The organism is Halosolutus sp. YCN4, assembly GCF_059736495.1.
The window spans coordinates 875,374-896,970 of record NZ_JCASSM010000001.1 but is presented as its reverse complement, the minus strand read 5'-3'; the positions used below and the strand labels follow the sequence as shown (position 1 = coordinate 896,970).

Below are 21,597 nucleotides of genomic sequence, written 5' to 3'. Positions count from 1 at the left end.
AAAGTACTGTCATCACAAGTGATAATTTGTTATCGGACGACTACTCGGGATCAGTGGCCGGATACGACACCGTTGCAGCGTTGTAACTGCGAAGGGCACTGTTGCGAGTTCGCAAACGGCTGGAAAAGGGAGCGACAGCGATCGATTCGGCGGACAGCGATCGGGTGCGGCGACCCGCGGGCGAGCGGTCGGACTCGATTGCGGCGAGTGCTCGCTCTCAGTCGTCGGCCGGCGCGAGGGGCTGTGCGTCCGTCGCCAGCAATCGGTCGAGCGCGTCGACCATCGCCTCGACGCTCGCGCGCGTGATGTCGGCCTCGCTCCGGGCGACGGTGACCGAGCGATCGTTGCGCGCCATCGTTACTTCGACGGTGACGACCGCGTCGGTGCCACCGGTGACCGCGTCGACGTGATAGGACTCCAGTTCCGCGTCGGCCGCGGAGCCGAGCGCCTCGCGGACGGCGGAGACGGCGGCGTCGACGGGGCCGGAACCGGTGCCGCTGGCGACGCGCTCCTCGCCGTCGACGTCGAGGCGGATGCTCGCCGTGGGGACGGCACCGCCGCTCGTCGCCGTGAGGTCGAGCAGTTCGACGACGCGCTCGCGGTCGTCGCCGGTGACGTCCTCGGCGATGGCCAGCAGGTCGGCGTCGGTAACTCGCCGGCCCCGATCGCCGAGTTCGGTGACGCGATTCGCGATCGCGGCGACCTCGTCGCCGCTGGCGTCGACGCCGTGTTCCTCGAGCGTCGCCGCGACCCCGGCACGGCCCGTGTGTTTCCCGAGCGCGAGTCGGCGTTCGCGCCCGACGGTCTCGGGCGCGTAGGGCTCGTACATCTTGTCGTCCTTGAGCGTGCCGTCGGTGTGGATCCCGCTCTCGTGGGTGAAGGCGTTCTCGCCGATGACGGCCTTGTTCGGCGGGAGCTGGACGCCGGTCGCCCGCGAGACGATCTGTGCGAGGTCGTACAGTTCCTCGAGTTCGAGCGTCTCGACGTCGTAGACGTGGGCGAGCGCGATCGCGACCTCCTCCAGGGCGACGTTGCCGGCGCGTTCGCCGAGGCCATTGACGGTGCAGTGAACGAGGTCCGCACCGGCGGCGACGGCCGAGAGCGCGTTCGCGACGCCCAGTCCGAGGTCGTCGTGAGTGTGGGCGCTGACCGGCCCGAGGTCGGCGAGCCGCGAGACGGCTTCGGCGGTGCGCTCGGGGCCCGTGTGGCCGACGGTGTCGGCGAAACAGGTTCGATCGGCCCCGGCGTCGAGGGCGGTCCCCATGAGGTCCTCGAGGTAATCGAGGTCGGCCCGGGAGCCGTCCTCGCCGATGACCTCGACCCAGAGATCGTGGTCGCCCGCGTACTCCACGAGTTCGGCGGTTTTCGCGAGGTTGTCCTCGCGGGAGGTGCCGACCTTGTCCTCGACGTGGCGGTCGCTTGAGGGGACGACGAGGTGGATCCCGTCGACGTCACAGTCGAGCGCGAGGTCGATGTCGGGCCGCATCCCGCGGCAGAAACTGGTTACGCGCGCGTCGAGATCGAGATCGGTAACCCGGGAGATCGCCTGCCGTTCGCCCGCGCCGGTGCAGGCGCTTCCGGCCTCGATGACGGCCACGCCGGCGCGCTCTAGCGCGCGGGCGATTTCGACTTTCTCGTCGGGCGAAAGCGAGACGCCGGGGGCTTGTTCGCCGTCGCGAAGCGTCGTATCGAGAAGGCGGACGGTACGATCGGATGGAATCGTCTGCTCGGTGGAGTGATGTGCAGGCAAGAGTGATGAACTGCGACTACGTTCGTCGCGGAATTTCGCGCCCAGCCGGGTTGCCCCGACTTCCTCTATCCTCGTCCGGCGTTGAGAACGAATCTCGTGCCATTCTATCTCGTCCTATCGAAGGGGCCCGCCTTAAGTTCGCCGGTCACGGTACCATCTGCCCACCCGCCGTCGCGACCGGCGCGACCCGAACACCCTTTCCAGTGCCCGTGGTAGCGGGACTCGAGTATGGATTCCACGCTCGAGCCGCTGGCGCGATCGCTTCGCGACGCGCCGGTCGTCGATCGGGACGGCTATCACTACTTCGTCCACGGCGTCACCGACGGGATTCCGCCCGTCGAACCGGACGTCCTGCGAGCGATCGCGACCGGCATCCGCGACCGGGTCGATCTCTCCCGGGTCGACAAACTGGTCACCCCCGAAGCGATGGGGATCCACCACGCAACCGCGCTCTCGCTCGCGGCCGACGTCCCCTTCGTCGTCGTCCGCAAGCGGGCCTACGGCTTCCCCGACGAGGTCGCCGTCCGCGGGAAAACCGGCTACGGCGAGAGCGAGTTCTACCTGAACGGGATCGACGACGGCGACCGCGTGGTGCTCGTCGACGACGTCCTCTCCTCCGGCGGGACGATCGAGGCCGTCTGTGACGCGCTGGAGGAGTGCGGGGCGGACCTGCAGGACATCGTCGTCGTCCTCCGGCGGGTCGACGGCGATCACGACCTCGATCGGCCAGTGACGAGCCTGCTCGACGTTCGCGTCGACGACGGCGAACTGGTGATCGTCGACTGATACGGATTGCTGTAACGATGTACCGGCGCAACCGCGATCCGGGCGGCGGTTGCGCCGGAAATGACTTACAGTAAACCGTATGAGACGGCTCAGGAGTCCGGTCGTTCGAGAAGCAGTCGATCTCCGGGTTCGACGCTCGCAGCCGCGCCGGCGGGCAGTTCGACGATCCGATCGGCCGCCTCGCGGGCGAACCCCCGCCACGGTCGCAGCCGCTCGACGCGCCGGACCTCGTCGTCGACGATCCAGACCGCGTCGATCGGGAACGGGACGAACAGCATGTGGACGTCGCGAGTCCTGGCCGCGCCGAACTCGAAGACCAGCGCGTACTCGTCCGGGAGCGATCGGCGGAACATGAGGCCGCGGGTCTGGCTCCAGAGCGAGTCCGCGACGTCGATGGTCGTCGCGAGGACGGCCTCATCGCCGTCCCCGACCGGGTCGTGAACCAGGCGCACGCGCTCGAGTGGGGTCGGAGACGAGAAAAAGCTCCCGACCGGTCGCTGATCCCCGGACGGCGGTGGTACCGCCGGCGAGGTGGCTCACACTCCGGACGGCTCCGGGGTCACGCACCGGGCGATTCAATTGTCCGCGAGTCCTACGTGGCGGCGATGGAGAAAACGCCGCAGGGAACCTCCGTCGGCGTCGACGATCCCTACGCGTTCGCCGGCGTCTGTGATCACCTGACGGGCGAGGGTACGTGCAGGTACGCCTTCGACCACTACGAGCACGACCCCGAGTTCGCCCGGGAACGCGCACGGGCGGACTACGCCTGTCCCGTCGTCGACCCCGAAACGGACGAGACGTGGGCCGACTGCCCGCACTTTCGATCCCGGAACCGCGATCGCGAGTGCGTTCGCTGTGGTCTCGAGGCGAAGCGCATGGCGCACTCGGACGAACGGCCGCTCCTCGAGGAACACCACCTCTCCTACGCACGCGACGGCGACACGCTCTCCCACGAGATCACGGTCTACCTCTGTCGGTGGTGCCATTCGAAGGTCCACAACTCCTGGGCCCGCATCACCGACGACGCCGCACCGGACCCGGACGCGATCGCCGCGCTCGAACACCGTCGGAGTCGGGAACTCGACGAGGCGGGATTCGAGTCGGCCGCGCGGCGGTACGGCGACGCCGGGGGCCGCGAGACCGACGGCGAGTAACGCACTCGCGAACCGGATGACGCGAGCATCCCGGGGTACCGCGACGCCGAATCAGTCGAGAATGTCGCCGACTCGCCGCGGTTCGCCCTGCAGGTTCGGCTGTTCGGCGACGATCTTCAGCACTTCGTGGTCGGTCACGTCGTGGTACGGTTTCTCGATCGCCTCCTCGATCAGGTCTCGGTCGAGGCGAAATTCGGTTCCTTCGTAGACGACGTCGACGCCGTCGTCGTCGAACGCGAGCGTAGTCATGGCGTGTCGTAGGTGGTGGTGGGTGAAAAACGAGACGACTGCGATCGACTTCGAATCCACACGCCCGCCGAGCGATCGACTACAATCTGTCGATCAGGGCCGTCAGACGGACGGCAGACGACGCGAGAGGTTTAATAGTGGGTGTGTTCATTTGATGTGAGTGTGGCCATCAGCAGGGATCCGCTCGACGAACTCGTCGTTCCGGACGGGACCGAAGCCAAGGAAGTCGCCCTCGAGACCGACGGTGACGTCCTCGTCGGCGGCCGATCGACCGTCGAGTTCGGCGTGCGCGGCCGGAACGTCCTCGCCGGCGAGGGCGTCCAGTTCGGCGGCGACATCGAGGCCGAGGGCGACTGCCGCCTCGACATGTGGTGTGAGGTCGCCGACAACGTGCTGGTGGGCCAGGACGCGTACATCGGCGAACGCGTCCACGTCGGCGGCGAGATGAAAGTCGCCGGCGATCTGGACATCGGTGACGACGTCGAGATCGAGGAGGGGTTCGAGGCCAACGGCTGGATCGTCATCCGGAACCCCATGCCGACGATCGTCTTCCTGTTCATCTACCTCAAACACCTCCTGCTGATCGGCGAGGAGGACGCGGCCCAGCAACTCGTCTCCGAACTCACCGACGAGGACGACCCCGACGCCGAACCGCTCGTGATCCCGCGGAACGCGTCGGTCGGCGACGACGCCTGGCGCGTTTCGACGCCGGCGACGATCGGGGACGACTGCCGTCTCCACGGCAACGTCCGCGCGGAGACGATCGACGTGGGTGCCGACTGCAACGTCTTCGGCAGCCTCCGGGGCCGCGGCGACGTGACCGTCGGCGAGGAGACCCGCGTCCACGGCGACGTCACGACCCGCGACGGCGACGTCACGATCGCGGCCGACGCCCGCGTCCTCGGGGACGTCTCGTGTGCGGACCTCGAACTCGGCCCCGGCGCAGAGGTAGACGGTACGATCCGTGCCGACGGCGAGATCACGATGGGGACGACCGAACGGGACGTCGAGTAAGCTGCGCACTCCGTCTCTCCCGCCGGTCGAAGACAGTCAATTTAAACGCCGTTCGTTCCGCGCGATCGACTCGTTTTCGTCGCGAGTTCGTCGGTGCCGTCCGGCGAACTGTTCGATTCCGGTTTTCTGCGAGTGATTCCCACCCACATTCTTATTAGTATCAACTCCGATAGGACGGAACGGGCATGATACGCGAGACCATACCGAAGAGACGGAGGTATACATGCGATCGATCGTACTGACCAAGGGCGTCCCCGACTTCTCGGAGGGGGCCGTCTCGTTCGACGAGGACGGTCACCTGGAGCGGGGCAAGACGCCGACGGTAATGAACCCGAACGACGAGTTCGCCTACCAGGCCGCCCTGCAGACCAGGGTTCGCCACGGCGGCCACGTCAGCGGGATGAGCATGGGGCCGCCGGGCTACGCCGAGGTCCTCCAGGAGGGAATGGAGTCGGTCTACGCCGACGACAGTTACCTGCTCTCCGATCGGGAACTCGCCGCCTCGGACACCTGGGCGACGGCGATCACCCTGAGCGCCGGCCTCGAGAAGTACCAGGAGGAGGTCGGCGACGTCGACCTCGTCTTCGCCGGATTCAAGTCCGCGGACGGGGAGACCGGCCAGACCGGCCCGCAAACCGCGTGGGCGATGGACTGGCCGATCGTCACCCACGTCCTCGCGCTGGACGTCGACCCCGACGGGCGGACGGTCCGTGCGAAACGGCTCGTCGAGGGCGACGTCGACGAGATCGAGACGGTCGAGGCGCCGATGCCCTGCATGATCGTCACCGATCCCGAGTTCGAGCCGTCCTACCGCAAGGCGTCCCATCGGCTGACCCACAAGCAACTCCGGGCGGAGACGCAGGACCGCGCGGCCGACCACGACGAGCACCTGACGACGTGGAGCCAGGTGGACCTGAACCTCGATCCCGACTACATCGGGCTCGACGGGTCGCCGACGATCGTCTCGTCCGTCGATCCGATCCCGAAAGCGCCCTCGGAGCGCGAGGCCACGGTGATCGATCCCGACGACGAGCGCGGGATGGAACAGGTGCTCGAGGAGATGCAACCGTACGCCGCGGAGGCGGGTGACTGACCATGACGGCGATCGATCCCGACGACTACACGGTCGAGGAACTGACCGAGGAACTCGAGACGATCGACGACGAGGAAACGCTCCAGTCGGTGCTGGAGGCCGAGCAGGCCGGCCAGGACCGGACGACGGCTCGCGAGGCCGTCCGCGACCGACTCGACGCGATCGGCGGCGACGCCGACGGCGTCGAAGACGGGACGGAGACGGAAGGCGAGTACGAGGAGACGAAAGAGGACGTCGGCGAGGAGGCCGACGGCGAGGCGGTCGACGACGCTGACGCCGAGGAGGCAGAGGCAGACGAAACGGACGCGGAGGATGCGGACGAGGCCGACGAGGAGGGAGAGGAAGACGACGGACTCACCCATCCTACGCGGGACAAGAAACACGTCCGGGCGCTCGAGGACGGCCACTACGAGGACATGTGGGTATTCTGCGAGACCCAGGGCGGCGAGTTGCTCGACGTCTCGAAGGAGATGCTCGGCAAGGCCCGCGAACTGATGGACGGGTTCGCCGAGGAGTACGGCGACGAGGAACGCGTCGTCGCGTTCCTCATGGGCGAGGACTGCGAGGGACTGGCCGAGGAGTGTATCACCTACGGGTCCGACGTCGCCGTCTACCACGACGACGATCGGCTCGCACGGTTCCTGCACAAGCCCTACACCGAGATTTCGGCACACATGGCCCGCGGGGAGGGCACCGCCGAGAGCACCGACTGGCGCGACTACGACGAACCGCGCTACATCCTGTTCCCGGCGACGAACAACGGCCGGGACCTCTCGGCGAAGGTGCAGGCCGAACTCGACTCCGGGCTGGCGTCGGACTGTTCGGACCTCTTCATCGAGGAGAACGAGGTCTCGAACCCCGTGAAAACCGGCGAACCCGGCGTCAAGAAGACCTTCGAGAAGGTCCTGCACATGAAGCGGCCGGACTTCTCCGGCTTCGAGTACTCGACGATCCTCTGTCTGGACAACCCCGGACGGGACTTCCACCCGCAGGGGTGTTCGGTCATCCCCGGGAGCTTCGATCCGATCGAGCGCGACCCCGATCGCGAGGGGCTGGTGGTCGAACACGACATGGAACTCGAGGACGACTGGTTCCGCGTCGAGATCACGGAGTACGATCGACTCGAGGCGGGAATCGATCTCACGGGCCACGAGGTGATCGTCTGTCTCGGCCGCGGCATCGCCGACGATCCCACCCGAGGAATGGAACTCGGACTCGACCTCGTCGACGCTTTCGAGGACGCCGAACTCGGCATCACCCGCGGGATCGTGACCTCCTCGTACGAGTTCGAGGGCCACGTCGAGGAGTACTCGAAGGAGGAACGCCAGATCGGCGAGACCGGACAGGTCGTCGCGCCCGACCTCTACATCGCGGCCGGCGTCTCCGGCGCGGTCCAGCACAAGGTCGGCATGGACGAGTCCGACACGATCGTCGCGATCAACACCGATCCCGACGCGCGCATCAGGGACTTCAGCGACTACTTCGTCGAGGGCGACCTCTTCGAGGTGCTTCCCGACCTCACCGCGGCCGTCGAATCGGGCGCTATCGAACTCGAGGCAGTTGCGGACGGGGGCGGAGGTGACCACGATGACTGACGACCACGAACACTACGAAGCGATCGTCGTCGGCTGCGGACCCGGCGGGGCCGCGGCCGCAGCACGCCTGGCCGACCACGGGGTCGAGACGCTCGTCCTCGAACGCGGGACCGAAGCGGGATCGAAGAACGTCTCCGGCGGGTTGATCTACGCCGAGGGGTCGGCTCCCTACACGATCGACGACCTCTTCGACGGCTTTCGCGAGGCCGCCGCTGAACGACCCGTCACGGACTACCGGATCCACAACGTCGCCGGCAACAAGGTCAAGACGTTCGACCTGACGGATCTCCACGAGCACGACACCGACTGGTGCGACGCCGTCCTCCGCCGCAGGATGGATTCGTGGCTCGAGAAACGGGTCCACGAGAAGACCAGCGAGACGGGTGGCGGCGTGCTGACGAACGTTCGCGTGAACGGTCTCCTTAAAGAAGACGGCGAGATCGTCGGCGTCACCTGCGACGAACTCGACCCGATCGAGGCCGACCTGATCGTCGCGGCCGACGGGGTCAACTCCGAACTCGCCCGCGACGCCGGCCTGATGGACTGGGAGAAACCCGACGAGTGGTTCCAGGGCGTCAAGGCCGTCGTCGATATGGACCCGGACGTGGTCGACGATCGGTTTTCGATCGACGAGGACGAAGGGGTGGCCCACCTCTTCTCCGGCGACCTCTTCGAGGACGTCCGCGGCGGTGGCTTCCTGTATACGAACGAGGACTCGCTGTCGATCGGGACCGTCTTCCACCTCGACAGTCTCGTCGAACAGCAGGCCGAACCCCACCAGCTACTGGACGCTCTGCTGACGCATCCGGTGCTCGCCCAGTGGCTCGGCGACGAGTACCACGAGCGCGAGTACGCCGCCAAACTCGTGCCGGACTCGAAGAAGGTCGCACACCCCGAACCGTACCAGGATCGACTCGTCCTTGTTGGCGACGCCGCCGGGCAGATGCAGGCCCAGGGGCCGATCATCAAGGGGATGAACCACGCCGTCACCGCCGGCGCGCTGGCGGCCGACGCGTTCGCGACGACTCGCGGCAGCGCCGATCCGGCCGCGGCCGGCCGGCGCTACGCCCAGTTGCTCGAGGACTCGGGGACGATGGACAAGCTTCGACCCCGTCGGTACGACCTCGCCCGCACCGTCGGCGAGCGCGACGCCGTCACGAACGTCGTGGAGACGGTGCTCGACTCGCCGATCGGCTCCGTCGCGATCGGCAACCCGATCGCGAAGCGGGTCCTCGAGCGGGCCTACAACTCGCCGTTCATGGTGTCGATGCTGCCGGACACCCGGACTGGGTACGTCACCGTGCCGGCGATCATCGGCGAGGAACACGGGAAGACGATCCACTGGGACAGCGAGGTCGAACCACCGTCGCTCGAGGAACGCATCGGCGACCTCACCTACGACACGGACGTCGGAAATCCCCACATCGAACTCACCGACGAGTCGTTCGACGCCAGCGGCGCCGCGGTCTACGCCTGCCCGGTCAGCGCCGAAGACTACGGCGGGGGCTGCTACCGCTCGGAGGAGGTGAAACGGAACGGCACCGAAGAGACCGTCGTCAGCCTCGACACCCAGCCCTGCGTCGAGTGTGGCACGTGCGCGATCGTCGCCGACACCGAGTGGGAACACCCCCGCGGCGGCAAGGGCGTCGAGTATCGCGAGGGGTAGTCGTGAGTCGCTACGGACCGCGGATCGCCGCGCTCGCCCGCCAGGCCGAGCGCGACCGGGCGGCCGTCGATCCGTACACCACGACGGCCGACGACGCGATCGAGTACCTCCGGAACGGGGCGGGTCGAGCCATCTGGCTCTACGTCGAGGCCCGGACCGGCGGTCGGATGGTTCCGTTCTCCGAGGCGGAGTTCGCCGCGCTGGAGGCCGCGATGAACCGGTGGCTCGAGTGTTACACGCGGTGTCACGGCGTCGCCCTCGACGCGGAATTTACCGTGCGCGAGGCGGCCGAACTCCTGCTCGAGACGCGAAACGTCGTCGACACGGCCCAACTGTTAACCTGCGTCCCCGAACGCCCGCACGGTCACGGGAACGGATATCGTAGCCACTGAAACGATGTACACACCGATCGCAGGACAGCTTTGCGGTCGGGTGTGCATTGACTTTCAGTGGGTACTACAGAACGCGGGCAATTCTCACGGGGGCTGTACGTTCGGGTTCGACAGAATCGATCCTGCGAGCGTCGACACTCGCGGTCTTCGATCGGCCTTTCAGCGGTCCTGAGCATACGCCCTTTTGACTAACAAGCAAGTGACGGGTTATTGATTATCGGTATCGATCCCTCACAGGCGTGTATGGAACGTGACGACCAGTTTTCCCGACGACGGATGCTCCAGTTCACAGGCGCCGCGGCAGTAACGACGCTCGTTGCAGGCTGTGCGGACGGTGGCGGTGGCCCCGGTGACGAAGAAGACGGCGGTGCCGAAGAAGACGGCGGTGCCGGAGGAGATAACGAAACTGGGGACGGAAACGAAACCGAAGACGGTGAAGAAGGCGGCGAGGCGATCAGCCCCGACGACGAGATCGAACTCGGTGCCGAAGTTCAGGCCTGGATGGGCCAGGCGCCGGACCAGATCGCCGACCAGGAGAACCCGACGCTCGTCCTCCAGGAGGGCGAATCCTACAACATCACGTGGGAGAACCTCGACGGCCAGATGCACAACATCGAGATCGTCGACGAGAACGACGAGGTCGTCGACGACTATTCGACCGAAGAGGTGGGGGAAGAAGGCGAGACCCAGACCCTCGAGATCGACGAGATCACCAGCGAGATGGCCGAGTACGTCTGCCGGCCGCACGAAAGCACGATGCGCGGCACGATCGAGGTCGAAAGCGGTGACGGCGGCATGGGTGAAGACGGTAACGAGACCGACGGCAACGAAACCGACGGCAACGAAACCGACGGCAACGAAACCGACGGTAACGAATCCGAAGACAACGAATCCGAATAATTCCGAGCGCCGACGGATCGCTCGCGGCACGCAGTAGCGGAGACGGTCGCACTCGCGGCGTGCCGTCACGACGTCCTACTGCAGGTGCCGTTCGAGCGCCTCGCGTTGTACCGGGAGGTCTTCGGTAGCGTCGTGACGGCGTACCTCGAACTTCTCGTCGAGTCGTGCGTACACCTCCCGGGTTCGATCGAGGAGTCGTTCGAGGTCCCGACTATCGGGACTCACCGTTTTTTCGTCGTGGAGTTCTCGATCGGCCGCCAGCAGCAGGTCGGTACCGACCGTGAGCGCATCGATCTGGTCGTCGGCGAGTTCGTCGACGGCGTCGATACCGGCTTCGAGTTCCTGCTCCACGACGTCCAGTAGCTGCGCGTGAGCCGCGCACAGATCCGACACAGCGGATGCCAGGGACCCCGATCGCCCGCGCCCGTGAGCACCACTGGTTTCCCTCTGCGTCTCCGTCTGCTCCGCAACCGCGCGGCGTGATGCGCGGGTCCCCGCTCGTACGGCATCGAGTCCGAATCGCTGGAGCGCCACACTCCCTTCGAGTGCGCTCAGCGTTGCCTCGGAGAGCGCTCGCTGGATCGCGATCCCCTGTGCGAACATCGTCGTCGATCCCGCCATGGCCGTTCGCTGTGCGGCGAGCAGTGTCTCCGCCGGGAACGACCCGCTACGTCGGGCCCGTCGGCTACGATCGTCGGTATCGTCATCGGCGGGGTCGTCACCTTCGACTGCGGCGTCGGGAACCCGCGCTTTCGAGCCGACGGCGCCCGACGGCCAGTCCATCGCTTCCTCGCGGTCGAGCGCCGTGTGCCCCGCGATCCCGGTTTCCGGTCGCACACTGCCGACCCCCACACCCGGCGCGTCGGACTCCGATCCGCCCTCGGCGTCGACGTGGGGCTGTTCGGCCGTCTCGGATTCGACTCGTCCTTCGGCGTCGGTCGTCTCTCCGGCGAGCGTGTCGGGGCCGATCTCGGTCTCCCGTTCGCTGGTGGGCTCGACGGCCGCCTCGACGTCGACACCGGTCCCCATGGCGTCGGCCAGGTCCATCTCTTCCGTCGACGTTCCGTCGGTCGAGTTCCGTTCGTCGCTCGTCGCGGCGGCTTCGAGGTCGAGTCCGTCGTTCAGTTCGGCTGCCAGATCCCGCGGTGACTCCTCGTCCATCCCCCGTTCGTCCGTCGCGACCGATTCGAGATCGGTCCCCGTATCGAGGTCCTCGGCTGCGGCCGTCCCCCGGCACTCCTCATCGGGTCCCTCGTCGTCGACAGCCTCTTCCAGATCGGTTCCGCGATCCAGTCGATCGGCGAGCGCGGACGTGCCATCGGCAGTTCGATCCTCGCTGTCGTCTCCCTCGCCGCCCGGGCCCTCCGTGGCGCTCCACTCGCCGTCCGTGTTCGACGCGTCTCGATCGGCCGTCGGCGATCCGGGGTCCGGACGCGTCGGTTCGTCGATCGTTTCCACGTCGTCTGTATCATCTATTTCTGCGGGCTCGTCGATCGACGTGCCCGGTTCGCTCTCGTCGACTGCGACCCCCGACTCGAGTTCGTCGAGGTCCGCCGGCGGTTGAATTTTCGTCCCGCGATCGAGTTCGTCCTGAAGTTCCGCGTCGGTCTCCATCGCCGGTTCGACGCCTCCGTCGTCCGTCCCGTCTGGCTCACGTTCGGGGCCGCCTCCGTGGCGTTCGGAGTCGACGCTGGCCGTCGGATCGTCCCGATCGTCGGCGTCGGCGGTCTCCGGCGATACACCGTCGCCCGGATCGTCGATCGGCCGATCGACCCCCACGTCAGTTTCGCCGCCCCGATCGGGACCGGCGGCTGAGTCGCGTCGGTCGGCGTCGTCGACGGCCGCGTCGTCCCCGTCCAGCGACTCGATCTCGAGGCGGATCGTCTCGTCCGTTATTTCGTCGACGGCCTGGTCCCGGATCGGGACCGCGTCCTCGTGGCCCCGGCCCCAGCCGATCGTCGCCCTGATCGAATCCATCACGCCCGAGCGAGGCTCGACGTACGCGACGTCGTCCTCGATCGCCGTGACGGTCCCGATCGTCTCGCCGTTCGCGTTCTCGACCCGCTTCTCGACGTCGCCGTCGGTGAACGTTGCAGACATGGTCCCCCTAGCGCGACGTCTTCCCAAACCGCCACTGCCTGCACCCGCGGGGCCGGGGCGGCCACTCAGCGGCTGGTCAGTAGAATCCTACGCAACGAGGGGCGTCAGCGTGCCGGCGAGAACGGAGGTGTCTCGCGATCGGCCTCCGTCGGCGCTGGAGCGTCAACGAGACGTGAATCGTCGTCCTGTACTGTTCGATCTCGCCCCCTGGGTGAGAAGCAGGAACCGGCCGGTGAGCGGCCGGGACCGATTCGCAGAGGTCGTCGAACGGCGCGGCGGTCGTGACGAGTCAGTAGATGAGTTCGTCGTCGTTCTCGACCATGTAGAGCGTCCGTGCGGCGATGTTGACGGCGTGGTCGCCGACGCGTTCCAGGTCGCGGATCGTCAGCAAGAGCCGCGAGACGTCCTGCAGGAGGCGTTCGACCTCGTTCGGCGACTCGAGTTCCCGCTCGATGAGGTCCCGGACGACGATCTCGCTGGCGCGTTCGGCGAAGTGATCGAGGTCGTCGTCGCGTTCGGCGATCTCTCGACAGGCGTCGGTGTCTTCGGCGTCGTAAGCGTCCATCGCGTCTTCGATCATCTCGAGGGTCAGGTCTCCCATCTCCTGGACGTCGACGTCCGGGAAGAGGTTGCGCTGGGAGTCGAGCGTGTACTCGCCGAGATTGGTGGCGAGGTCGCCGATCCGCTCCAGGTCGGTGATGATCTTGAACGAGGCGGCGATGAACCGGAGGTCGCTCGCGACGGGCTGCTGGAGCGCCAGCAGGTCGATACAGTCCTGCTCGAGGTCGAGGTACATCTGGTTGACCTCGTTGTCGCCCGTGATCACCTCGCGTGCGAGGTCCTCGTCTTTCTGCTCCAGTGCGTCCAGTCCCATCCGAAGTCGTTCCATGACGACCTCGCTCATGTAGAGGACGTCCTCGCGCAGTTCCGCGAGTTTCTCCTGGTATGATTTTCTGGCCATACGTCTGCCCTATTGTTCAGCCTTGATGTAGTTTGCGCTCATCGTAGCGTTTCGCAACGAACGATCGTCGAACGTGCGGATCGATACCCGATCGATGGCAATCACGCGGCCGGAACTGGTCGATCGGCAGACAGTTCCCGCCCGTGCGGAATAGGCGACGAACGAACTGGGAACTGGAACGCGATCGCGTCGACGATCGGTTATCCGAACTTGCCGGTGATGTAGTCCTCGACCCGATCGCTCTCGGGGTTCTCGAAGATCTTGTTGGTGTCGTCGAACTCGACGAGTTCGCCGCCGGTGAGGAAGACGGCCGTCTTGTCGGAGATGCGTGCCGCCTGCTGCATGTTGTGGGTGACGATGACGACCGTGTACTCCTGGGCCAGGTCCTCGATGAGGTCCTCGATCTTCGAGGTCGCGACGGGGTCCAGGGCCGAGGCCGGTTCGTCCATCAGGATGACCTCCGGATCGGGCGCGATCGCGCGGGCGATACAGAGGCGCTGTTGCTGACCGCCGGAGAGGTCGAGCCCGCTCGAGTCCAGCTGGTCCTCGACCTCCTCGAGCAGCGCGGCCCGCTCGAGGGCGGTGTGGACCTTCTCGTCGACGTCGTCGTCTTTCCCCTGGACGCGCAGTCCGTAGGCGACGTTGTCGTAGATGCTCTTGGGGAAGGGGTTCGGCGACTGGAAGACCATCCCGATCTTGCGCCGGAGCGCGACGGGATCGACGTCGTCGTCGTAGACGTTCTTCCCGCGGAAGTAGAGGTCGCCGTCGACGCGAGCGATGTCGATGAGGTCGTTCATCCGGTTGATCGACCGCAGGAACGTCGACTTCCCACAGCCCGACGGCCCGATGAGCGCCGTCACCTGCTTTTCGGGAATCTCCATGTCGATTCCCTGCAGGGCCTGGTCGTCGCCGTAGTAGACGTCGAGGTCGCGGGCCTCGATGAGCGTCCGGTCGGCGACCGCCTCGGCGGCGTCGTCGCTCGCGCGATCGACGAGGCCGTCGGTCCCCGGCGTCGGTCCGCTTTGCTGGTCGTCGGTCTGTTCCGCCTCTGAGGAAGTCATTGCTTCTTGTGTCATTGTCAGGTCCTCCGCTGATATCTGTTCCGGATGAGGATCGCGATCGAGTTGATCGTCAGCAGTACGACGAGCAGTGTGACGACGCCGGCGGCGACGACGCCGTACTGGAACTCCGTTTCGGGGTAGGACGCCCAGTTGTAGATCTGCAGGGGCATGGCGCTAACCTTACTGAGGAGGCTGTTGGGGATGCCGAAGACGGTCGTCGGGGCAGCGATCATGATCAGCGGTGCCGTCTCACCGATCGCTCGCCCCAGCGCGAGGATCGTCCCCGTCATGATCCCGGGCATGGCTCGCGGCAGCACGACGTTCCGGATCGTTTGCCACTTCGTCGCGCCCATCCCGTAGGACGCCTGCCGCTGTGAATCGGGTACCGCCCGGATGGCCTCCTGGGCCGAAATTATCACGATCGGCAGGATGAGCAGGGCGACGGTAAACGCCGCCGCCAGCACCGATCCGTAGCCGATGTTGAAGAGGCCGATGAACAGGCCAAGCCCCAGCAGGCCGTACACGACCGAGGGGACGCCTGCGAGGTTGGCGATGTTGAGCTGGATGAACCGCGTGAGGTAGCCGTCGCTGGCGTACTCCTCGAGGTAGACCGCAGCGCCGACGCCGAGCGGGAACGTGATCAGCGCGATCAGCAGCATGATCGCGATGGAGCCGACCAGTGCCGGCAGGAATCCCGCCTCGTACGGGTTCGGATGGGGTGGGCTCGTGAGGAATCCCCAGTCGAGCCAGCCCACGGCGTCGACGGCGACGTTCGCCAGCAACATGGCGAGCGAGACGATTCCGACGAGCGTTGCCGCCAGCGCGAGCAGGCGGAACGCGACGTCTTTCCGTCGACTGATGTGGCCGAATCCGGAGTCGACAGGTGCGTCCCGAGTGTCGGCTGCCATTAGCGATACACCTCCCGATAGCGCGACGCGACGAATTCACTGATCAGGTTCATGACGAACGTGATGACGAACAGGGTCAGTCCGACCGCGAAGAGGCTCTTGTAGGCGACGCCCTGCCCGACGATGTCGCCCGTCCCGATCTGGACCATCGCGGCGGTCATCGTCTGGATCGAGTCCAGGAACAACCCCGCCGGATCGGTCACGTCGGCCATCCGGGGCGTCTGTCCCGCGGCGATCGCGACGATCATCGTCTCGCCGATCGCCCGCGAGAGCGCGAGGATGAACGACGAGAAGATTCCCGACAGCGCCGCCGGTACGACGACGGACGTCGAGACGGTGAACTTCGTCGCGCCGAGGCCGTAACTGGCCTGCCGAAGCGAATCCGGCACTGCGCTCATGGCGTCCTCGCTGATCGAGGAGACCATCGGGATGATCATGATGCCGACCATGATCGACGCCGACAGCGCGTTGAACGTCGACAACGGCAGGAACGCGTCCAGCGCCGGCGTGACGTAGACGAGCGCGAAGTAGCCGTAGACGACCGTCGGGACGCCCGCCAGCACCTCGAGTGCCGGCTTGAGGTAGGCCCGCCGACGCTCGGAGGCGTACTCGCTGAGATAGATCGCCGTCAACAGCCCGATCGGGAGCGCGACCAGCGCCGAGCCGATGGTGATGGTCAGCGTCCCCGAAATCAACGGCAGGACGCCGAACGCGATCGGCTCGTTCGTCGGGCTCCACCGCGTTCCCGTGAGGAACTCGACGGGCGAGACCTGTGCGAAGAAATCGACTGCGTCGACGAGCAACGTCAGGACGATCGCGACGGTCGTGAGAATCGACAGGAGCGCACAGAGCATGAAGAGGTACCGAAACGCGGTTCCTCGTACCGTGCGAATGTCGTCGTGGGAGAAGTCAGGAGCGCTCATTCGGTCACCTCCTCGATCGCGGTTTCGAGGTCGTCGAGGTTCTCGTCGCGCGTCTCCTCCGTGATCGGCACGTAGCCGACCTCGGAGACGAGATCCGTCGCGGCCTGTTCCATGTAGAAGCGGACGAAGTCCTGCACCGCGGGTTCAGTGAGCGATTCCTTGGCCACGTAAATGAATAACGGCCGTGAGAGGGGCGTGTACTCGCCGGATTTGGCCGTCTCGATCGAGGGCTCGACGCAGCCGCTCCCGTCGTCGATCTCGATCGCCTTGATCGAGTCCGGGTTCTCGCTGTAGTACGAGAAGCCGAAGTAGCCCATCGCGGCCTCCGAACCGCGGACCCCCTGAACGATCGTTCGATCGCGCTCGGTCGCGTAGTAGTCGCTCCGGTGGTTCAACTCCTCTCCGAGAACTGCCTCGTTGAAGTAGTCGAACGTGCCCGAGGTGGTCGCGGCGCCGTACAGTTCGAACTCCTCGTCGGGCCACTCCTCGTCAATGTCACTCCAGCGCTGGGCACCGTCGGCGCGCCAGATTTCCTGGAGCTGTTCGACGGTAAGACAGTCGAACCAGTCTGCATCGGGGTTGGCGACGACGGTCAGCGCGTCGGTCGCGACCTGAAATTCGATCGGCGTAATGCCGTTGTTTCCGCACTGTTCGACCTCCGCGTCGGCGATCCCCCGACTCGCGTTGTTTATGTCGGTCCGTCCCGCACAGAAGAAGTTCCCGAATCCACCGCCGGTCCCGGTTTTACTCATCGAGAGGTTGATGGTCGGGTGTTCTTCTGAGAACGCGGAGGCGATCGCCTCAGTCACGGGAAAGACAGTGCTGCTTCCCGCGATGTTTACCTGATTGCCCTCTTCGGCGAAGACTCCGGTACAGCCCGCTAGTCCCCCGGAGAGAGCAACGCTTGCCGCGGCGAGAAAATCACGCCGACCTGATCCGGTCGACAGTGACGCCGTGGAATCTCTCGACATCATCCGATCGAAGCCACACAGTAGATAAGTAGACTACTATGAGACCTATATAGAGATATGTAATTCCTGGCGAGGATGTCAGCCCGACGACCGATGGCAGCGCTGGCCCGCTTCGCCATACGTATGTCACTCTCTCGCACGTAGATCGATCGGAGCGATCCGAACTGCGTTCAGGGACGGAGTTTTCGACAGCGACGGGCCGAAGATATATAGATGCGGCCGACCCGAAGTCGAGTTCCTCCGACCTGCCGACGCCCCGGTGAGTGCGCTCGAGCTGTTTCGCCGCGTTCGATCGGCCGCGTCTCGACTCTCGCGACGCAGTGAACGGCCGAACTCGTCGACACTCGCGATCGCACCGCGACGAGATCTACATACCCGTCCGTTCGAACCCGTTATCGGCGACCGTACCCCGGAGCCGTTTCCGCCGAACTACCGGTACAGCGTCGGTATCGTATTCTTCCGTCCGGATGTCGGCGTCCATAGAGGTGGATGGATTTATTGATACACGGCCGAAACCGCGCGTATGGAGACGCGAAAGGTGCAGGTAACGGGCGGGTCTACGTTTACCGTCTCGCTGCCGAAATCCTGGGCGACCGACAACGACGTCGGCGCTGGGACGACGGTCGAGTTCTACCCGGAAGACGATACGCTGCTGTTGACGCCCAGAAGCGAGACCGATCGCCAGGAGGGGACCCTCGACGTCACCGACCTCCAGGGCGAGCGACTGACTCGCGCCGTGATGACGATGTACGTCAGCGGCTTCGACATCATCCGTCTCGAGGGGGCCCGCATCACGACTGATCAGCGAAGCGCCATTCGCAACGCCACGCACGGACTGGTCGGCGTCGAAGTACTCGAAGAGACCACCGACAGCGTCGTCATCCAGGATCTGCTCGATTCCTCGGAGCTGTCGATCGTCAACGCCGTCTCCCGCATGCGCCTGATCGCCCAGTCGATGCTCGAGGACGCGATCACGGCCCTCATCGAAAACGACGACGACATCGCCCACGACGTCACCGAGCGCGACGACGACGTCGATCGGCTCTGGCTGGTCGTCTCCCGGATCTTCCGGGCGACGCTTCGGTCCCCGCGTGCGGCCGAAGAACTCGGCGTCCCCCGCGAGGACTGCTTCGACTTCCACTCCAGCGCCCGCCAGCTCGAACGGGTCGCGGATCACGCCGCCAAGATCAGCAACCTCGCGCTCAAACTCGACGAGATTCCACCCGACGTGGCCGAGGCGCTCGTCGCCCTGCACGAGGACGCCTTCGACATCCTCGAGAAGTCGATGGATGCGCTGGTCGCCGACGAAACCGAGGAGGCGAACCGACTCGGACACGCCGCCCGCGAGGCGGTGATCGAGATCGACCAGCACACGCGACGGATCGACGACATGCTCCGGGACCTGGACCCCGTTCAGGCCCAGTCGCTCGGGCTGATCGTCGACTCGCTCTCCCGGAGCGCCGACTACGGCGGCAACATCGCGGAAACCGCGCTCCAGAAGGCAGCGCCACGTCCCTGAGGCTGGGCGCGTCCCTTCCGATCGGCTAACACGGACGGATCACCCTCGGCTCAGGTCCAGTTCTCGGAGAGGTGGTCGTACAGCGGGCCGTTTTCGAACTCCAATTGCTGATGGAGGCGGTGCTGGACGAGCGCGGGGAGTGCACCGATCACGGCCACGACGCCGAGGAGCGTGTCCTGAACGGGTACACCGACGACGGTGGCGGCCAGTCCGCCGAGTGCCAGCGAAAGGACGAGGCCGATCGATAGTAGTCCGACGAACGCCGACAACGTACGCAGGACTCGTTCGAAGAATAACAAAAAACTGTCGTCGCTACCGGCCCGAACGCGCCGACCGGGTCGCGAGGCTATGCGGGAGCCAGCACCTGATCGAGATCGAAACGGGTCAGCAGACTAGTCGAGCAGAACGGCGTTGACCTGACCGGTCTGGCCGGGACGGGACGTCACGCGGGCGGTGCCCTCCGAGGTTTCGATGACGGCACCCTTCGTGATGATGTTCCGGCGAACGTAGTTCGGGTTCGCCTCGTTCTCGACGACGTCCTCGATGTCGGCGCTGACGGTCTCGTCGCCCTTGTTGACGCTCGCGACGTTCGTCGCCAGCGCGCGGGTCTTGGTGTCGTTCCCGCGGACGTCGACGGTCCGGAAGCGGGGTTCGCCGACCTGCGTCTCGGTGGGCAGCCGTCCGAGTTCGTTCTTGCGGCGCTTGCGAACGTTCTTCAGTCGGCCGCCGGTGCGCTTGCGCGTAGATCGTCCCTGGTCTTGCATACCCGGTACCAGTCGCGGCGGCTATTTGAATGCAACGAGTCGATCCGCGAGAACGCACCGATCGGGCGCGATCGAACGGTCCGGCGCCGTTCGGAGCCGCGTTACTCGTCCTCTTCGACGACTTCGGGGTCGCTCATCGCGCTCTGGAGGCTGTCCAGTCCGTTGATCCACTCCGTAACGAGTCCGTACTCGAGGTCCTCCGCGACGCCCATATCGAGTTCCTCGCCGTCGATGATGAGGGTCCCCGCCTGTGCGGCGTAGCCGAGCGCGGCGTCGAGATCCTCCTCGGCCTCGGCGTCCGCCGCGGCCCCCAGGTAGTCGCCGACGCTTCCGTCGTCGGCCGGGCCGGTGGCGATGTATTCTTCGGCGGCAAAGAAGACGCAGACGAGGCTCGTCTGGACGCCGTCGACGAGGATCAACTTCTCCTCGTCCTCGATCTCGACCTCGCCGAGGACGATCTCGCGGACGTCGTTGATCTCTTCTAGGGCCTCCTCCTCACCGAGTTCGCCGTCGTCGTAGGCCGCGACGATCTTCGCGATCGCGATCGCCGTGTCGTCCTGCAGGTTGAGCAGGAGTCGGGCCGACGATTCGTCTTCCGGATCGATCTCTTCGTCTTTGATGCGATCGATCCAGTTCTGCCAGCGTTCCTCCGAGTAGAACTCGGTCGGCGGATTGCTCATACAGACACCTACACCGGCCGCTTGAAATGCCTTTCTCTACACCGTCCGGTGCGCGTGACGTTTCGGTTCGAAGACCTGTCGACGCCGGTAATCTCGAGTTATCGGTTCGCGTCCGCGAGCGTGGCCTCGGTATCGATCCCGTAGACCAGTTCGGGCGTTTCGACGTGTGCGTTCCGGACGGCCTCGTCGTGGCCGTTCTCGAGGAGCCACGAGACCCTTCGGGGGACGGTCTTGGGGCCCAGGACGGCCCCCGGTCGATCGGGATCGTCGATGTAGTCCGTCTCCATCAGGAACGGGTCGCCACGGTCGGCGGCGACCTCGAGACGGTCTTTCTCGCTCATGACGCTCGGGATCGGGCCCTCGAGTCGGCCGCCCGCGTAGTGCTTGACGACCCGGTGGGCCGGCAGTCCCGCCGCCTCGGCCCAGTCGGTCACCGCCGTCATGTCCTCGCTCGCCTCGGCGTGGAGCTGGACGGCACAGTCGAGGTCCGCGGCCAGGTCGAACGCGTGGCGCACGACGTCGTTCGAAGCGTCCCAGACCGCATCGGTGACGTCGTAGTGGGGACGGCCGGACTTCAGAGCCAGCGCGTCGCCGCGCTCGACGTACTCCGCGGCGACGTCGAGGCCGCCCTGCATGATCTTCCGGGCTTCGGCGGGCGCGTAGCCCCGATCGTCGACGAGCCGCGAGATCAGCCCGGGGTGGACTCCGAGCACCGGCCAGGCGCGCCCGTCGAGTTCGGCCGTGGCCTCGTCGACGATCTCGATCGTCCGCTCGAACACGGGACGGAAGTCCTCGCCCGCGTCGGCCTCGACCCCGAGGTGCCAGGAGGGTTTGTTCACCACGAGCAGGTGGGTGCCGCCGACCCGTGCGAAGTCCCGGACGGCGTCGATGCCGCGATTGTTGTCCGGATCCAGGTGGAGGTGGTTGTCCAGCACCGGTGTGTCGTCGATCATACGTCGGAGTCGGCGATCGAGGCGGGAAAATTCATCGACTTTTCGACCATCCATCGCGCACGCGAGTAACGGGAACGACGTGCGCTCGATTCGTTTAGATGACGCGCGCTCAATCCGTTCCGCCTCGCATCCGTGATAGGTCGCGGTGCCGATCGCGA

Annotated in this window: 22 protein-coding genes; 9 read left to right on the top strand and 13 right to left on the bottom strand. The window is 65.8% G+C overall.

Translation table 11 applies throughout. The features are described 5' to 3' along the window. Positions 1 to 217: 217 nt before the first annotated feature. Complete coding sequence (locus tag AC6I6X_RS04410) at positions 218 to 1,750, bottom strand: (R)-citramalate synthase (protein WP_497929288.1); 1,533 nt, start codon at positions 1,748 to 1,750, stop codon at positions 218 to 220. A 228-nt stretch (positions 1,751 to 1,978) separates the two neighbouring features. Here AC6I6X_RS04410 and hpt point away from each other — a divergent pair, with 228 nt between their 5' ends. Next, complete coding sequence (hpt, locus tag AC6I6X_RS04405) at positions 1,979 to 2,536, top strand: hypoxanthine/guanine phosphoribosyltransferase (protein ID WP_497929287.1); 558 nt, start codon at positions 1,979 to 1,981, stop codon at positions 2,534 to 2,536. Positions 2,537 to 2,625: 89 nt separating this feature from the next. On the opposite strand, the gene AC6I6X_RS04400 is transcribed toward hpt, so the two are convergent. Further along, positions 2,626 to 2,988, bottom strand: coding sequence for a DUF192 domain-containing protein (locus AC6I6X_RS04400; protein ID WP_497929286.1), 363 nt, complete (start codon positions 2,986 to 2,988; stop codon positions 2,626 to 2,628). Positions 2,989 to 3,141: 153 nt separating this feature from the next. Here AC6I6X_RS04400 and AC6I6X_RS04395 point away from each other — a divergent pair, with 153 nt between their 5' ends. Then, complete coding sequence (locus AC6I6X_RS04395) at positions 3,142 to 3,690, top strand: DUF7097 family protein (protein ID WP_497929285.1); 549 nt, start codon at positions 3,142 to 3,144, stop codon at positions 3,688 to 3,690. 51 nt (positions 3,691 to 3,741) lie between these two features. On the opposite strand, the gene AC6I6X_RS04390 is transcribed toward AC6I6X_RS04395, so the two are convergent. Next, positions 3,742 to 3,939, bottom strand: coding sequence for a DUF5800 family protein (locus AC6I6X_RS04390; RefSeq protein ID WP_250141766.1), 198 nt, complete (start codon positions 3,937 to 3,939; stop codon positions 3,742 to 3,744). Positions 3,940 to 4,101: 162 nt separating this feature from the next. Here AC6I6X_RS04390 and AC6I6X_RS04385 point away from each other — a divergent pair, with 162 nt between their 5' ends. From AC6I6X_RS04385 to AC6I6X_RS04360, 6 genes are all read left to right on the top strand, one after another. Beyond that, the gene (locus AC6I6X_RS04385; protein WP_497929284.1) at positions 4,102 to 4,953 is read left to right on the top strand and encodes a polymer-forming cytoskeletal protein; all 852 of its coding nucleotides are present in this window, start codon (positions 4,102 to 4,104) and stop codon (positions 4,951 to 4,953) included. A gap of 223 nt (positions 4,954 to 5,176) precedes the next feature. After that, the gene (locus AC6I6X_RS04380) at positions 5,177 to 6,046 is read left to right on the top strand and encodes an electron transfer flavoprotein subunit beta/FixA family protein (RefSeq protein ID WP_497929283.1); all 870 of its coding nucleotides are present in this window, start codon (positions 5,177 to 5,179) and stop codon (positions 6,044 to 6,046) included. Between the two features lie 2 nt (positions 6,047 to 6,048). Beyond that, positions 6,049 to 7,641 (top strand): electron transfer flavoprotein subunit alpha/FixB family protein, encoded by a 1,593-nt coding sequence (locus AC6I6X_RS04375; RefSeq protein WP_497929282.1) that lies wholly within the window; start codon positions 6,049 to 6,051, stop codon positions 7,639 to 7,641. Next, positions 7,634 to 9,307 carry an FAD-dependent monooxygenase gene (locus tag AC6I6X_RS04370; RefSeq protein ID WP_497929281.1) on the top strand — a complete coding sequence of 558 codons (1,674 nt, stop codon included), beginning with the start codon at positions 7,634 to 7,636 and terminating at the stop codon, positions 9,305 to 9,307. The genes AC6I6X_RS04375 and AC6I6X_RS04370 overlap by 8 nt, the downstream gene beginning before the upstream one ends. A 2-nt stretch (positions 9,308 to 9,309) precedes the next feature. Next, a complete protein-coding gene (locus AC6I6X_RS04365; protein WP_497929280.1) occupies positions 9,310 to 9,699 on the top strand; it encodes a DUF8055 family protein in 390 nt (129 codons plus the stop codon). Positions 9,700 to 9,942: 243 nt separating this feature from the next. Then, on the top strand, positions 9,943 to 10,599 hold the full coding sequence (locus AC6I6X_RS04360; protein WP_497929279.1) for a plastocyanin/azurin family copper-binding protein: 657 nt from the start codon (positions 9,943 to 9,945) through the stop codon (positions 10,597 to 10,599). A 75-nt stretch (positions 10,600 to 10,674) separates the two neighbouring features. Here AC6I6X_RS04360 and AC6I6X_RS04355 read toward each other — a convergent pair whose 3' ends face one another. From AC6I6X_RS04355 to AC6I6X_RS04330, 6 genes are all read right to left on the bottom strand, one after another. Continuing rightward, complete coding sequence (locus AC6I6X_RS04355; RefSeq protein ID WP_497929278.1) at positions 10,675 to 12,699, bottom strand: DUF8593 domain-containing protein; 2,025 nt, start codon at positions 12,697 to 12,699, stop codon at positions 10,675 to 10,677. A 289-nt stretch (positions 12,700 to 12,988) separates the two neighbouring features. Continuing rightward, on the bottom strand, positions 12,989 to 13,660 hold the full coding sequence (phoU, locus tag AC6I6X_RS04350; protein ID WP_497929277.1) for a phosphate signaling complex protein PhoU: 672 nt from the start codon (positions 13,658 to 13,660) through the stop codon (positions 12,989 to 12,991). 200 nt (positions 13,661 to 13,860) lie between these two features. After that, complete coding sequence (gene pstB / locus AC6I6X_RS04345) at positions 13,861 to 14,736, bottom strand: phosphate ABC transporter ATP-binding protein PstB (RefSeq protein ID WP_497929276.1); 876 nt, start codon at positions 14,734 to 14,736, stop codon at positions 13,861 to 13,863. Between the two features lie 2 nt (positions 14,737 to 14,738). Then, positions 14,739 to 15,629 carry a phosphate ABC transporter permease PstA gene (gene pstA, locus AC6I6X_RS04340; RefSeq protein WP_497929275.1) on the bottom strand — a complete coding sequence of 297 codons (891 nt, stop codon included), beginning with the start codon at positions 15,627 to 15,629 and terminating at the stop codon, positions 14,739 to 14,741. Then, positions 15,629 to 16,552 carry a phosphate ABC transporter permease subunit PstC gene (gene pstC / locus AC6I6X_RS04335; RefSeq protein ID WP_497929274.1) on the bottom strand — a complete coding sequence of 308 codons (924 nt, stop codon included), beginning with the start codon at positions 16,550 to 16,552 and terminating at the stop codon, positions 15,629 to 15,631. Before pstC ends, pstA begins: the two co-directional genes overlap by 1 nt. After that, positions 16,549 to 17,523, bottom strand: coding sequence for a PstS family phosphate ABC transporter substrate-binding protein (locus AC6I6X_RS04330; RefSeq protein ID WP_497929273.1), 975 nt, complete (start codon positions 17,521 to 17,523; stop codon positions 16,549 to 16,551). Before AC6I6X_RS04330 ends, pstC begins: the two co-directional genes overlap by 4 nt. Before the next feature lie 523 nt (positions 17,524 to 18,046). Between AC6I6X_RS04330 and AC6I6X_RS04325 the strand changes: the two genes are divergently transcribed. Further along, positions 18,047 to 19,042, top strand: a complete 996-nt coding sequence (locus AC6I6X_RS04325) for a PhoU domain-containing protein (RefSeq protein WP_497929272.1) — start codon at positions 18,047 to 18,049, stop codon at positions 19,040 to 19,042. A 50-nt stretch (positions 19,043 to 19,092) separates the two neighbouring features. Here AC6I6X_RS04325 and AC6I6X_RS04320 read toward each other — a convergent pair whose 3' ends face one another. From AC6I6X_RS04320 to AC6I6X_RS04305, 4 genes are all read right to left on the bottom strand, one after another. Then, the gene (locus AC6I6X_RS04320; protein WP_497929271.1) at positions 19,093 to 19,311 is read right to left on the bottom strand and encodes a hypothetical protein; all 219 of its coding nucleotides are present in this window, start codon (positions 19,309 to 19,311) and stop codon (positions 19,093 to 19,095) included. Positions 19,312 to 19,434: 123 nt separating this feature from the next. Then, positions 19,435 to 19,806 (bottom strand): 30S ribosomal protein S8e, encoded by a 372-nt coding sequence (locus AC6I6X_RS04315; protein ID WP_265112163.1) that lies wholly within the window; start codon positions 19,804 to 19,806, stop codon positions 19,435 to 19,437. 101 nt (positions 19,807 to 19,907) lie between these two features. Next, positions 19,908 to 20,486: a DUF2150 family protein gene (locus AC6I6X_RS04310; RefSeq protein WP_497929270.1), complete on the bottom strand. Its 579-nt coding sequence runs from the start codon at positions 20,484 to 20,486 to the stop codon at positions 19,908 to 19,910. 98 nt (positions 20,487 to 20,584) lie between these two features. Further along, on the bottom strand, positions 20,585 to 21,439 hold the full coding sequence (locus tag AC6I6X_RS04305) for a TatD family hydrolase (protein WP_497929269.1): 855 nt from the start codon (positions 21,437 to 21,439) through the stop codon (positions 20,585 to 20,587). Positions 21,440 to 21,597: the final 158 nt, after the last annotated feature.